Below are 14,646 nucleotides of genomic sequence, written 5' to 3'. Positions count from 1 at the left end.
ATCAATTGATGGCAGCTATTATGCAAGCAAAAACGTGGCCAATCAGCAACTTGCAATTCAACTGCCTGAAAAATGGAGCTTTAGCATAAATTTGAGGCAGTCACTGCTGCACAATTTTAGCGCACATATGCACCAAATTTAATCAGCACTGTGCGCTTTCCTTTTTCAACGGCAATGCTACAATCACCCCATGGAACTTCGCGACAGCATCCGCAGCTTTCCCACCGCCCCCGGCGTCTACCTGATGCGGGATACCAACGGCACGATCCTTTATGTTGGCAAGGCCCGTAATCTGCGACAACGGGTCAGCAACTACTTCGGTGCGACCGATGGACGCCCCCAGGTCCGTTTCCTGATGGCACGGGTCAACTCGATTGAATTCACCATCACCGACACCGAAAAAGAGGCCCTGCTGCTGGAAAACACCCTGATCAAGCAGCATCAGCCGCGCTACAATCTCAACCTGAAGGACGACAAGACCTTCTTTTCGCTCCGTATCGACCTCACTGAGCGTTTTCCCCGCTTCACGGTGGTGCGCAAGGTCAGCCGCGACGGCGCACGTTATTTTGGCCCCTACGCCTCTGCCAGCGCAGCCCGGGAGGTCCTGCGTCAGCTGCAGCGGATGTTTCCGCTGCGCCACTACCCGTTAAAGACCTGCCTGAACCGCTCACGCCCCTGTCTGTATCACCAGATCGGCCAATGCAGCGCCCCCTGCCATAACCTGATTACAGCCGCGGAGTACAGCCTGCTGGTGGAGGGGGCGATCCTGTTCCTGGAAGGGAAAAGCAGAGATCTGGTGAATGGCTTCAAACAGCGGATGAAGGAGGCTGCCGAGGGGCTGCGCTACGAAGAGGCAGCCCGCTGGCGTGACCTGCTCAAGGCGATTGACACCACCCTTGAGCGCCAGAAGATGGTCAGCCAGGGCGGCGACAGCGACATCCTCGGACTGGCCAGCAGCGAAGAACAGCTGGCGATTGCCGTGCTGTTCGTGCGGGGCGGCAGCCTGTCCGGCAGCATGATCCTGCATGGCTCGGGGGGGCTGGATACTGCCGACACCCTGGCCGCCTTCATCCAACACTACTACAGCGCTGAACGTTTTATTCCCGACGAGCTGTTGCTGCCGCTGACGCTTGATACCGGCAGCACCCTGGAGGAGTGGTTAAGCGAACTGAAGGGCAGGAAGGTACATCTGCACCAGCCCCGGCGTGGCACCAAGCTCGATCTGGTCAACCTGGCGGCCCGCAATGCCCAGGCCGCGCTGACTGAAAAATCAGCAGCCAGCCAGGGCATTGCACGAACCCTTGCAGAGCTGCAGCAGAAACTTGCCTTGCCCCAGCTGCCCCGCCGGATTGAGTGTTATGACATCTCCACCCTGCAGGGGCGTCATTCCGTCGGGAGTGGCGTAGCCTTCCTGGATGGCCTGCCGGACAAGGAGCGCTACCGGCGCTATCGGATCAGGAACAGTCAGGGACAGGACGATTTCGGGATGTTGCAGGAGGTCTTTGCAAGGCGCTTTGCAGCGGAACGGATCGAGCAGTGGGGGCTGCCGGAGCTGGTGGTGGTGGATGGCGGTATCGGACAGCTGAACAGCACCCTGTCGGTGCTGGCTGAGCTGGGACTTTCAGAGCGGCTGGCAGTTGTGTCGCTGGCCAAAAGCAGGGTCAAAGGGGACGGCAAGGATATCCACCTGGAGCGCACTGAAGAACGGGTCTTTCTGCCGGGCCGCCGCAACCCGGTCAGACTGCGGCAGGACTCTGCCCCACTGAAGCTGCTGGCAGCCATCCGGGACGAGGCACACCGCTTTGCCATCGGGTACCACCGCAGCCTGCGGGACAGAGAAACGCTGCGTTCAACCCTGCGGGAGATTCCCGGTATCGGGCCGAAACTTGAGCGGCTGCTCCTGACACGATTTGGTTCTCTGGAAGGGATTAAAAATGCCGCGGTTGAGGAACTTGCCACCGTGGCAGGCATCAGTCAGGAACTGGCGCGATTGATTAAGACCTAATATTTTAGAACATCCTGTTGTTTCGCACCGACCCCCTCCAAACCTCCCCTTGTCAGGGGAGCTTAAAGGCTTCCCCCCTGATAAGGGGGGATTGAGGGGGGTTGGTTTTAGCTGTTACGCTGCATTCGTTATCCAGCCTGCCCCCCATCCTGCAGCACCACCCGCTTCATTTCAGCATGCAGGACACCAAGGTCGATCGGCTTTGCGACATAGCCGTCAAAACCGGAACCCAGCATATGTTCTCTCGTCTCTTTCATCGCATGGGCCGTCAGGGCAATAATGGGGAGGTGTCCACCGTTTTTGCTTTCATGTTCCCTGATAATCCGGGTCGTCTCCATACCATCCATCACCGGCATCTGAATATCCATCAGGACAACATCAAAACCACCCTTTTGCCACTGCTGCAGCACCTCAGCCCCATCACCTGCCGGTGTGACGCTGTGGCCGAAGCGGGAGAGCAGAATACTCAACATCATGCAGTTGGTTTCACTGTCATCCGCCAGCAGAATTCGTAATGGAGCCCCCTCCCACGTCGGTTTTTTGTCCTGTGGCAGCGCTTCCTGCTGCGGCAGCGGCTGGGAGTTGATCAGGAACGGCAGGGTGACGGAGAAGGTGCTGCCTTTCCCTTCCTGGCTCTCAACGGTTATCTCCCCGCCCATCTGCTGGACCAGCCGGCTGCAGATCGACAACCCCAGACCGGTGCCGCCGAAGCGACGGCTGACGGTGGCATCAGCCTGAATAAACGGTGCAAAGATCTTCTCACGTGCCTCCGGCTTGATACCGATACCGGTGTCACTGACGCTGAAGCAGAAGCGGGCCTTATCATCATGGCGCTCCAGCAGCTCAACCACGACCCGGATCTCACCCTTAGTGGTAAATTTGATGGCGTTCCCCACCAGATTGTACAGGATCTGCTTGAGACGCAACTGATCGCCGAACAGGCTATCAGGGAGATCGGCAGCGATTTCCTGCGTAAGCACAATCGCCTTGGCGGCTATCCGCGACTCTTGCGACTTGAGCAGTTGAGCAACGCAACTACGCAGGCTGAACGGCGCACTCTCAAGTTCGAGTTTTCCGGCCTCGATCTTGGAGATATCCAGCACGTCGTTGATTAACGACATCAGGTTTTTCGCATCAGTCTCAATGTTGGCCAGGTACCCCGTCTGCTCAGCGTTCAGCTGGGTCAAGCGCAGCAGTTGGGCATTGCCGATCAGCCCGCTCATGGGGGTACGGATTTCATGGCTCATGTTGGCCAGAAATTCAGACTTGGCGGAATTGGCAGCCTCAGCTTCGGACTTGGCCTGCAGCAGCTCCTCCTTGGCCTGTCTGTTCTCCTCGGAACGCTGTTGCAGCGAACGCGCCAGGCCGTTGACTGCTGCCGCAGCACGGCCCGGCTCATCATCGGAATCAACCTCGATCAGGGTACCGTACTCGCCATCCTGCAGGGCGGCAATACCGCTCATCAGATTATTGAATGAACGGGTCAGCTGCCGCAGCACCAGATGGCTGAGCAGAGAGACTGCCAGCCAGAAGAGCAGGGCCAGGGCCACTGACCAGGCAATCAGCTTACGGACGGCCCGATCCATATCGGCCGTACCACGTTCGATCCGCACGCTGCCCAGTAGTGACGGCGTATCATGTCCATCAACCAGGGACTCGATCGGCGAGCCGGTCTGGGGATTGCTGCAGACCTCGATCCTTTGCCTGAGTACCTCCTCAGAGCCGCCGGACGATGAGGCAGGGTAGACCGCCGCCAAGACCCTGCCGTCCGGTGCGCTGATCACCACCGCGCGGACTTCCGGCAACCGGGCGGCCTGTTCAGCCATCTGACGCAGCAGCTCGGTGTTTTCTGCAAACAGCGGCAGCCGGATCGCTTCAGCCAGATACTCTACCTGCAGCCGGAGAAGTGCAGCCGCAGCTGTTTTTGATTTTTGAATCTCATGGATAATAAAGAGGACACTGAGTGTGGAGACGATCAGAAAGGTCAGCAGGGTAAAGATCAGGAAGAGCTTGCATTGAAACCTGGTACGGATGTTTGACCACCTGACGCATCGTAACATGGTCAACTCCTTAGAAAGGTAATCATGACACCGCCGGAATATCCTCCATACGGTCCGGATATCGGCAACGGCACTATTCGGTTTCCTGCTGCATCATTCATCAAGGGATGCCCCCAGGCGCTTCAGGATGCCGGCATTGGTCTTGAGTATGACGCCATGGGGAAAGCTTAGCGAGGTACTCTCAATGCCCTCTCCATCAAGCAGTGATGTCACCATCTCACTGGCCTGACGTCCCAGGGCCGCACGATCGATCTCAAACACGGCAGCTGCCCCCAGCCCCAGGTAGTTGGCGGCAAACGACACCACCGGCACCGCCTGTTGCTGACTGAAATGGAAGTAGGCCTCTGCCGTTTCCCTGGTTACCGCCGTGACATCCGGCAGCATCCAGAGCGCATCCACCTTGCCGGCCAGCGACGCAAGCCTGGCCAGGGTATCGCGGGGGTCCGTCACCTCGCGCGCCACCAGCACGATGCCTGCCCTTTCGGCAGCCTGCCGCGCCTGACGGAGATACCAGCCGCTTCTGGCGGGATTATAGACTATCCCCACACGGCGCACCTTCATCTGATGCAGCAGATTGCAATAGTTTTCCGGTGCCACAAACATATCGATGCCGGTCAGGTTCGGCTGGGCCGCCTGCGTCCGGCGCAGATCAAGTGACATCAGGGCCACCACCGGGATGGTGCGTACCTTGCGGGCCGCTGCCAGGGCCGTGTCTCCCACTGCCAGGATCAGCGTCGGACGGTCCTCCCGTGCAATCCGGACCACATCCACCTCGGCATAGTCGGACAGCACAATCACCCGCCGGGAAACGTTCCGCCTCTCGCTAAACCCTTTCAGCACCTCATCGTAAGCCGGGCTGCGCTTGCTCTGCAGCACCAGCAGGTCATAGGCCTGGGCCAATGAGGGAACCAACAACGCCAGGGCGACTATGCACAGGACCAGGCGCCGCATCAGAACTTCACCCGCAGTCCGCCTTCAAACCAGCGGCCAACGTTGGGAAAGACATCCCGGCTGTAATAGCGGCTATTGAACAGGTTGCGGCCGGAGAAGAACAGTTCTAAGGCGGTATTCTCATGCTGGAACAGGGTGGCTCCCAGATGCAGATCCCAGATCAGGCCGTTCTTGCCATGATCGTCTGGTGCATTGTTCCAGAAGATGTGGCGGCCGGTAAGCATGCCCCGGAAGATAGAGTCGTCATAGGACAGGGAGAGTTTCAGGGTTTGGGTTGGTTTGTCACCATGCACCGTCGCGCCGTCGCTGGTGCGGTGGGTATCGGCATAGGTCCAACCGGCTCCCAGAGCTGTATGGAACACCGGTTTGGTCTTTACTTCAAGTTCGGTTCCCTGCGCCAACTGTTGCTCGGTGTCAGCCCCCCAAGTCATATTGCGGAACAGGGAGGCCTTGAGCCAGAGGTAGGGGATACTGGTGTTCTCAGCCCCGATCTGGGCGCTCAAGATCTTGGTGGGCCGAGGGTCGTATTGCGGGGTCAGCACCGGCATGCCGTAGCCCCGGGCCAGGTAGGCCCGCAGCAAGGTGTTGTCAGTTACCTGCCAGGTGGCGCCCAGGGAGGCACTGAACTGATGCGGGGCGGTCTGGGGGTGATCCAGCCGCACACCAGGGGTGATACTGACACTACCCAGGGTGATGGTGTCGTTCAGGAACAGCCCCCAGCGGTTGGCCTGGCGGCTATAGGGACTGTAGGTATAGGTATCAACCGAGTTGCTCGTGATCTCCAGGTGACGGTAGTCAGCGCCAAGCACCAACAACTGCTGCTCACCCCGCCAAGTTAGACTGGCAGTGCCCCCCAGCGAGCTTTCTGTCGCAAAGGCTTTGGGCAGGTCCGGCGATTGCCCCCACCAGACCACGCCGTCACTGATGTTGTAATAGGCTGATTCCTGACGAAGAAAGGTGTGATAGCCGCTGATTGCCAGCTCCAGGCGCTCGGTCAGGGGTTGGCGCAGACCGACCAGCACGTTGAGTAGGCGCTTATCATCCTGCTGGGTCAGGTCATAGCTGGGGACGTACAGGTCGCCCTGGCGGCTGAAGGTACCGTTAAACTGGGTATAAAGCTGGCCCTGGTTGGGCAGGTCCCAGGTCAGGCGGCCATGGTAGGTGCTGCTGTTGATGCTAGTGAAGGGAACCAGACCGTCACTGCCCAGAAAACCGGCAGACAGATAGTAACCAAGACGGTTGCTGCTGCCGCTCAGCTCCAGAGAAGAGTCACTGGTGCTGCGGTCACCGATGGAGGCTGTGGCAGTGCCGCTGACAGCACGTTCCCGCTCCGGTGACTTGGTAATGACGTTAATCACTCCGCCCAGGGCTGACCCCCAGGCGGTGGAGGCCGGTCCCTTGACGATCTCCACCCGCTCGATGATCCGGGCTGGAATAGTGCTTACATCTGAAAAATTGGAACCAACATTAGTAAGGGGGATGCCATCCAAAAGCAACAGCACATGTTCGAAACTGGCGCCCTGAATCATCGGATAGGCGACGATACCGGGGCCACCGTTGTGGGAAAGTTGCAGGCCCGGCACCAGATCCAGCACATCAGCCAGAGTATGGGCGTTGAGCGCCTTGATCTCACGGGCCGTAACAACACTGACATTTTCAGCAGTCTGGGAGAGCGGTTTGGGGGAACGAGTGGCGCTGGCAGTCTCTTCTCGCCAGGCCGTGAACAGATCTAAGGTATCCTCATCCGGCGTCTCAGCAGCCTGCAGCAGGGCAGGCGCAAGCCAGGCGATTAGAAAGATCGCTGACAGCACAACCCGTAGGCTATGTTGAAGTTTGCGGAATACCATGGGCCGGTCCTTTTTCAAACCGATAAAATTTAACAGAACAAAGGAATGCTTGTCCAGCACTCAATCCATGCTGCATTTAATAGTAAAGGGAGATGTCAATCTATGAACGAGAAACTGGAAATATTATTAGATGGAGAAAAATCATGGCAAATTGTTGCAAAGTAACCAGTAGGCGAGAAAACTCACCTAGCACCTGCTCTTCAAGAGAGGCAAGCCACTCTTCATTTTGTTTGTAAGAAAGCTATTCAGTGCCTTACCCTTTACCTGCACGCTTGTCCTATCAGCACACGTCGGGTAGACATCAACCTAGTCAGCCTACGAGATGCTTCCTTTTCACTGGTCATGCCCAAACCGGCGATTCAAGACAGGGAGGATCATAGTTGCAGCCTGTGCCTGCACAGCCAAACCATGGATGGTCGAGGCACACCTGCTCCTGCGTGGAAAACTCATTCGGCAAGCCTTCCCTACAGAAAATTAGGCCCAGTACCTGCATGATTGAATTTAAGAAAGACTGGCTAATATACTGAGACCACGACCTGCAGTAGCCTACAATCCCATCAGCCTGTTGAGCTACGTGCCATCACCCGCTGCACTGATCCACCTTGAAGGCCTCATGCAGGACCCGCACGGCAAGTTCGGTGTACTTCTCTTCAATGGCCACCGAGACCTTGATTTCCGAGGTGGAGATCATCTGGATATTAATGTTGTTGTAGGCCAGTGCGGTAAACATCCGGGCTGCCACACCGGCGTGATTTTTCATACCCAGGCCGACAATCGAGACCTTGCTGATGTTCCGGTCGGCAAGCACCTCCCGCGCATTGACCTCTTTGGCAATCTGGGTGGTAATCTGGTGCGCCTTTTCAAGATCGGTCTTTGAGATCGAGAAGGTGATATCAGCCAGACCATCCTGCCCCACGTTCTGGACAATCATATCAACTGAAATATCCTTATCAGCCAGACCGGTCAGGATCTTAGCGGCACTGCCCGGCTTGTCGGGCACGCCGAGCACCGCGATCTTTGCCTCATTCTTGTCTGCCACAATCCCGGTAACAACCACACCTTCCATAGGCATATGCTCCTTTACGACCAGGGTGCCCCGTTCGGCAGTAAAGGCCGAGCGGACATGAATGGTCACTGAATGCTTCTTTGCGTACTCAATGGCACGGATCTGGACGCCCCGCGCCCCCTGGCTGGCCAGTTCCAGCATCTCATCGTAGGAAATCTTCTCAATCTTGCGGGCATCATCGCAGATGGCCGGGTCTGCAGTAAAGATGCCGTCAACATCAGAGTACAGTTCACACACCTCTGCTCCCAGTGCGTGGGCCAGGGCAACGGCAGAGGTGTCACCACCGCCCCGCCCCAGGGTGGTAATGGTGCCGCTGCGATCAATCCCCTGGAATCCGGCAACCAGCACAATGGCACCATGGTTGAGGTCTGCCCTTATTTTTGCCGGATCAATATATTCTATGGAGGCCCTGGTATGCAGCGAATCGGTGATGATCGGCACCTGCCAGCCCAGATAGGTTCTGACCTTGTAGCCCAGGGAGCTGATACAGAGCGCCAGCAGACCGATCGAGACCTGCTCCCCGGCGGAGATCAGCAGATCATATTCACTGCCGGTCTGGCGCGGGCACATCTCCTGGGCCATCTCAATCAGGCGGTTGGTTTCACCTGCCCGTGCCGAGATGACCACCACCACATCATTCCGGTCGTTGTAGGACTGAATGATCCGCTCGGCGATCTTCCTGATCTGCTCCGGAGAGGTAACTGCGGAGCCGCCATATTTTTGAACAACAGATGCCATACCAACCTCGTGGTGCATGTTTTTGTCATTCCTGCCAATACAGCTCTAGCCCAGCTGTGGGCTGGGCTAGAGGGAGAACAGAATCTGCAAGGAGAACTCTAGACCAGTCCGTGGGCTACCATAGCATTGGCGACCTTGATAAATCCACAAATGTTCGCACCCAGTACATAGTTACCCGGTGCGCCATACTCTTCAGCGGTCTCGTAGCAGTTGGCATGGATGTTTTTCATGATGTTTTCCAGCTTGGCCTCGGTATCCTCAAAGGTCCAGGAATCACGCTGGGCGTTCTGCTGCATCTCCAGCGCCGAGGTGGCAACGCCTCCTGCGTTGGCAGCCTTGCCCGGTCCGTAGGCAATCTTGGCATCCAGGAACACCTTGACCCCTTCCGGCGTGGTGGGCATATTGGCACCTTCACCGACAGCGATACAGCCGTTTTTAACCAACTTGGCGGCATCCTTACCATTTATCTCGTTCTGGGTTGCAGACGGCATAGCCACCTGACAAGGGATGTCCCAGATGTTGCCGTTTGGAATATACTTTGCATCTTTATGGGCGAGGGCATAGTCGGAGATACGGCGACGCTCCACCTCTTTCAGCTGCTTGATCAGGTCGAGGTCAAGGCCTTTTTCATGGTAAATCACGCCGTTGGAGTCTGAGCAGGCAACGCACTTACCGCCCAGCTGATGGATCTTTTCAATGGTATAGATGGCCACGTTACCGGAGCCGGATACCAGACAGGTCTTGCCTTCAAAGGTATCTTTGCGTACTTTCAGGGCCTCGTTGATGAAGTAGGTGGCACCATACCCGGTGGCCTCGGTCCGCACCAGCGAACCGCCCCAGGTCAGCCCCTTGCCGGTCAGGACGCCCGGCTCATAACGGTTGGTGATCCGCTTGTACTGGCCGAACATATAGCCGATTTCGCGGCCGCCCACACCGATATCACCAGCCGGCACGTCGGTATGCTCACCCAGGTGGCGGTACAGCTCGGTCATGAAGCTCTGGCAGAAACGCATCACCTCGTCATCGGACTTACCCTTGGGATCAAAGTCCGAACCGCCCTTGCCGCCACCAATCGGCAGGCCGGTCAGCGAGTTTTTAAAGATCTGCTCAAAACCGAGGAACTTGATGATTCCCAGGTAGACCGAAGGGTGAAAACGCAGACCGCCCTTGTAAGGTCCCAGAGAGCTGTTAAACTCAACCCTGAAACCACGGTTGATATGCACCTGGCCTTTGTCATCCTGCCAGGGTACCCGGAAGATGATCTGACGCTCCGGCTCACAGATCCGTTCAATGATCTTGCGCTCAAGATATTCAGGATGTTTGACAACAACAGGCCCAAGGGATTCGAGAACCTCCAGTACGGCCTGATGGAATTCAATTTCACCCGGGTTGCGCTTGAGTACGTCGTTGTAGATGCTTTCGATTTTTTCATCCAGCTTGGCCATGATGTCTCCTTTGTGTACAGAACCGAGGTTCCTGGTTGTATAAACCCACACAGAGTTGCAACACGCATGCCCAATATTAAGTCATATGCATATTAAATATACAATACAGCAGCAATCATTGCACAAAAAGCAGACACATTAGCCAAAACAGCAGTTCAAGACGACATAAATCACACCCCTGTACCGAGCCTGTGTGTGTCGTTACAACACATGACAAGGTGCAATATCAACACATTTGCTCTCACTACATGCGCTACAGCCTCAGTAAATTCAGGCTATTAGCACTTGCATGATTTTTTTTGATGCAGTATGTAGATCTGCTATTGTTTAAAATTTTGCCACATACCACAAAATGCCTTGTTTTTTGGCACAAAGAGGAATCACATGTTGATAGTAGCCTGTATCAAACAAGTCCCTGATACGACCCAGGTCAAGATAGACCCGGTTACCAACACCCTGATACGTGAAGGGATCCCCTTCATCATGAACCCCTACGATACCCACGCCATGGAAGCCGCGCTGCAACTGAAAGACCAGTTCGGCTGCCGGGTTGCAGTGCTTTCCATGGGACCCCCCAACGCAGAGGCAACCCTGCGCAAGGCGCTGTCTGCCGGCGTTGATCGTGCCATCCTGCTGTCCGACCGCGTCTTTGGCGGGGCCGACACCCTGGCCACCAGCAAGGTGCTGGCAGCAGCCATAGCCAAGCTGAATGCGGAGGTTGAACCGGTGGGGCTGGTCATCTGCGGCAAGCAGACCATTGACGGCGACACCGCACAGGTCGGCCCGGGCATTGCCGTCCGCCTGGGCTACCAACAACTGACCCTGGTGGACAAGGTGGAAGAACTGGACCTGACCAATAAGAAGCTGGTGGTCAGCCGCAAGCTGGAAGGCCGGCATGAGCGGGTGCAGGCGCCCCTGCCGGCCATGCTGACCGTCGTGCGGGAACTGAACCGTCCCCGCTACCCCACCGTACCGATGCGCCTGGCTGCTGCAACCGCAGAGGTTGAGGTCTGGAATAACGAAGTATTGCAACTCGATCCCCAGACCATTGGTCTGAAGGGCTCCCCCACCTGGGTATCCAAGATCTTCTCACCGGAACGCGACAAGGGTGAAATTGTAGGGGACGGCTATGCCGATCCGGAGGGAACGGTTGATTTATTGCTGGGTAAACTGATGGAAAAGGATCTGCTACCACTATGAGTGAAAACACACCAAAGATCAAAAAACCCCGCGGACGCGCCCGCCTGCTGGACGGCAAGTGTATTGCCTGCGGCGCCCGCTGTGAAAGTTCCTGCCCGGTCAACTGCATCAGTATGAATGAAGCCGGTGAACCGGTAGTTGATACAGAAAAGTGTATCGGCTGCCTCAAGTGCGTCAAGGTCTGTCCGGCCCAGGCACTTGAAATGTTCTTCACCCCTGAAGAGCAGAAGATCCTCGAACAGCTGGCAGCAGCAGGTAGCGCGCCCATAGCGGAAGAAGAGGATCCGGAGGCGGCTGCCATTGCCCGGATGCAGGCCCAATACCGCGGGGTCTGGGTCTTTATCGAACAGACCGATGGCGAGGCGGCCAAGGTATCCTGGGAGCTGTTGGGCAAGGGTAAGGAGCTGGCTGCCAAGCTGGGAGTTGAGCTGTGTGCCGTGGTAATCGGCCACAAGGTTGAGCCGCTCTGCCACGAAGCTTTCACATACGGTGCAGAAAAGGCCTATCTGCTGGATGCACCGCTCTATGGCGATTACCGCACCCAGTCTTACCTTGAAGCGATGTGCCACCTGATTGAGCAGCACAAACCCGAGGTGATCCTGATGGGGGCCACCGGCATGGGACGCGACCTGGCCGGGGCAGTGGCCACCAGGGTCGGCACCGGCCTGACCGCTGACTGTACCGGCCTGGATATTGACGACAAACGCAACCTGATGCAGACCCGTCCCGCCTTTGGCGGCAATATCATGGCCACCATCATGTGCGACAAATACCGGCCCCAGATGTCCACGGTCCGGCCCCATGTGATGCAGATGCCCGAACCGCTGCCGGCGGCCACCGGCCAGATTATCCGGGATGCCTTTACCACCCCGGAAGATCAGGTACTGGCAAAGGTGCTTGAAATTATCCGCGACGGCGACAGCAAGCACAAGGTGGATATCGGCGGCGCCGAATTCATCATCTCCGGCGGGCGGGGCATGATGGGACCGGAAAACTTCGCCATGCTGGAAGAGCTGGCCAAAGAGCTGAACGGTGTGGTGGGGGCCTCCCGTTCTGCAGTGGATGCGGGCTGGATGCCCCACGACCGGCAAGTCGGCCAGACCGGCAAGACCGTGCGCCCCAAGATCTATATTGCCTGCGGCATTTCAGGTGCTATTCAGCACCTGGTGGGGATGCAGGATGCCGACCTGATCATCGCCATCAACCGGGACAAGGATGCACCGATTTTTGAAGTGGCCCATTACGGCATTGTCGGCGATCTGTTCCAGATTGTACCCGTCCTGACGCGTAAAATTCGTGAGCTGAAAACACGAGGCAAAAAACCATGACACCAACCCCGACCATTTTCGCACCACTCTTTATTGCCGCCACGGCCCTGTTTGTCTGGAGCTGCTGGAAACGACTCTCACTGACCGCCCTGGGACGCCCTGAAGAACGGCTGGACAACATCGGCCAGCGGATCGGCGACACCCTGAGTTACGCCTTTGCCCAGAAGCGGGTGCTGGCCAAGCCGTCCGGCCTGATCCATGTGGCCATCTTCTGGTGTTTCCTGGTCCTGATGATTGCCAACACCGAATTCCTGCTGCACGGTCTGTTTCCTGCCGTCAACTTCACCAGGCTGCCGGACGGCATCTTCATGCCGCTGATGCAGATGATTGACGTGGTCTCACTGATTACCCTGCTGGCTGTGACAGCTGCTGCCATCAGACGGCTGGTGGCCCCTCCCTATCCCGAGGCCCGGACCTTTGAGGCGTTCTTCATCCTGTTTCTGATCGCCACCCTGATGCTGGCAAACTTCGGCGTGAACGCCGCCAAGATCTCCCGCATGCAGGGCAGCACCCTGGTGCTGGCAGAGAGCATCATGCCGATCTCCAGCTGGTTTGCCCCCTATGTGCCTTCCGGGGCCGGCAAGCTGGTGCATGACCTCTCCTGGTGGACCCACGCCCTGGTGCTGCTGCTGTTCATGAACCTGCTGCCGCTCAGCAAACATTTCCATATCATCACCGCCATCCCCAACGTGTTTCTGCGGCGGCGCGAACATCCGCCCCTGCCGGAACGGGAAGAGTTCAGCGCCGGCAACAGCTTCGGGATTAACCGGGTTGACGGCTACACCTGGAAAGAACTGCTGGACGCCTTCTCTTGCACCGAGTGCGGCCGCTGCCAGATGGCCTGTCCGGCAGACCAGACCGGCAAACCGCTGAATCCGCGCGGGGTGATTGCCCAGCTCAAGCACAATCTGATGGCCAACGGTCCGCAGCTGAAGCAGGGCAAGGCCGCCACCACGGCACTGATCGGTGAAGGCGATGCCTCCATCTCTGAAGAGGCAATCTGGTCCTGCACCACCTGCGGCGCCTGCCTGCAGGCCTGTCCGGTCTTTATCGAGCAGATGCCCAAACTGATCCCGCTGCGGCGGCATCTGGTGGAAATGGAATCCAGATTCCCGGAAGAACTGTTGAACCTGTTCGAAAACATGGAAGGGCGCAGCAACCCCTGGGGCATCGCCCCCACCGAGCGGGGCAAATGGGCCACCCAGCTGGGCGAACGTCCCTATGAGCCGGGCAAGACCGAGTACCTCTTCTATGTCGGCTGTGCCGGTTCCTTTGATGCCCGGGCCAAGCAGATTACCGTGGCCACCGCCCTGCTGCTGGACAAGGCCGGCGTATCCTGGGGTATGCTGGGCAAGGACGAGAAATGCTGCGGCGACTCACTGCGCAGACTGGGCAATGAGTTCGTTTTTGACAAACTGGCCAAAGAAAACGTTGCCCTGTTTAAAGAGCGGGGGATCAAGAAGGTGGTGGTGCAGTGCCCGCACTGCCTGACTACCCTGAAAAACGACTACCGGCAGTACGGGATCGAACTGGAGGTAATCCACCACAGCCAGCTGCTGCTGTATCTGGTGCAGGATGGCCGCTTGAAGCTGCCCAAGCAGGCCGACCTGGGCAAGCTGGTCTACCATGACTCCTGCTACCTGGGACGTCACAACGCCATCTACGACGAACCCCGCGAGGCACTGGCCCTTGCCACCGGTGCAGAGCCGCTGGAGATGCCCCGCAACCGCGAAGACGGTTTCTGCTGCGGCGCCGGCGGCGGCCGGATGTGGATGGAAGAGTTTACCGGCGACCGGATCAACCTGGTACGGGCAGCCGAGGCCCTCGAGCAGCAACCGGATACGATCTGTACCGCCTGCCCCTACTGCCTGACCATGCTGGATGACGGCATCAAGGATCTGAAGGCTGAAAAGGTGCAGGTGAAGGATATTGCCGAGGTGATGGCCGAGGCGGTATTGCGGTAACACAAGGCAGAAACCAATTTATTTTACACCGAACCCCTCCCA

The 14,646-nt window shown here is 57.5% G+C and carries 9 protein-coding genes; 4 read left to right on the top strand and 5 right to left on the bottom strand.

Annotated elements, in window-relative coordinates:
- Positions 1-190 precede the first annotated feature (190 nt).
- On the top strand, positions 191-2,005 hold the full coding sequence (gene uvrC, locus FY034_RS02210; RefSeq protein ID WP_265553414.1) for an excinuclease ABC subunit UvrC: 1,815 nt from the start codon (positions 191-193) through the stop codon (positions 2,003-2,005).
- Between the two features lie 128 nt (positions 2,006-2,133).
- Here uvrC and FY034_RS02205 read toward each other — a convergent pair whose 3' ends face one another.
- From FY034_RS02205 to gdhA, 5 genes are all read right to left on the bottom strand, one after another.
- On the bottom strand, positions 2,134-4,065 hold the full coding sequence (locus FY034_RS02205) for a hybrid sensor histidine kinase/response regulator (protein ID WP_265553412.1): 1,932 nt from the start codon (positions 4,063-4,065) through the stop codon (positions 2,134-2,136).
- Between the two features lie 93 nt (positions 4,066-4,158).
- Positions 4,159-5,016: an ABC transporter substrate-binding protein gene (locus tag FY034_RS02200; protein WP_265553411.1), complete on the bottom strand. Its 858-nt coding sequence runs from the start codon at positions 5,014-5,016 to the stop codon at positions 4,159-4,161.
- Positions 5,016-6,863, bottom strand: coding sequence for a TonB-dependent receptor plug domain-containing protein (locus FY034_RS02195; protein ID WP_265553410.1), 1,848 nt, complete (start codon positions 6,861-6,863; stop codon positions 5,016-5,018). The genes FY034_RS02200 and FY034_RS02195 overlap by 1 nt, the downstream gene beginning before the upstream one ends.
- Positions 6,864-7,443: 580 nt before the next feature.
- The gene (locus tag FY034_RS02190; protein ID WP_265553409.1) at positions 7,444-8,667 is read right to left on the bottom strand and encodes an aspartate kinase; all 1,224 of its coding nucleotides are present in this window, start codon (positions 8,665-8,667) and stop codon (positions 7,444-7,446) included.
- 98 nt (positions 8,668-8,765) lie between these two features.
- Positions 8,766-10,112: an NADP-specific glutamate dehydrogenase gene (gdhA, locus tag FY034_RS02185; protein WP_012468656.1), complete on the bottom strand. Its 1,347-nt coding sequence runs from the start codon at positions 10,110-10,112 to the stop codon at positions 8,766-8,768.
- A 384-nt stretch (positions 10,113-10,496) separates the two neighbouring features.
- Here gdhA and FY034_RS02180 point away from each other — a divergent pair, with 384 nt between their 5' ends.
- The 3 genes from FY034_RS02180 to FY034_RS02170 are packed head-to-tail and all read left to right on the top strand — an operon-like array spanning position 10,497 to position 14,604.
- Complete coding sequence (locus FY034_RS02180) at positions 10,497-11,312, top strand: electron transfer flavoprotein subunit beta/FixA family protein (RefSeq protein ID WP_012468655.1); 816 nt, start codon at positions 10,497-10,499, stop codon at positions 11,310-11,312.
- On the top strand, positions 11,309-12,640 hold the full coding sequence (locus FY034_RS02175) for an electron transfer flavoprotein subunit alpha (protein WP_265553408.1): 1,332 nt from the start codon (positions 11,309-11,311) through the stop codon (positions 12,638-12,640). The genes FY034_RS02180 and FY034_RS02175 overlap by 4 nt, the downstream gene beginning before the upstream one ends.
- Entirely contained in the window at positions 12,637-14,604 is a 1,968-nt protein-coding gene (locus FY034_RS02170) for a (Fe-S)-binding protein (protein ID WP_265553407.1), read from the top strand. Before FY034_RS02175 ends, FY034_RS02170 begins: the two co-directional genes overlap by 4 nt.
- The last annotated feature ends 42 nt before the right edge of the window (positions 14,605-14,646 follow it).

Source organism: Trichlorobacter lovleyi (assembly GCF_015239775.1).
GTDB classification, from domain to species: Bacteria; Desulfobacterota; Desulfuromonadia; order Geobacterales; family Pseudopelobacteraceae; genus Trichlorobacter; species Trichlorobacter lovleyi_B.
This window is presented reverse-complemented; position numbering and strand designations above follow the sequence as displayed.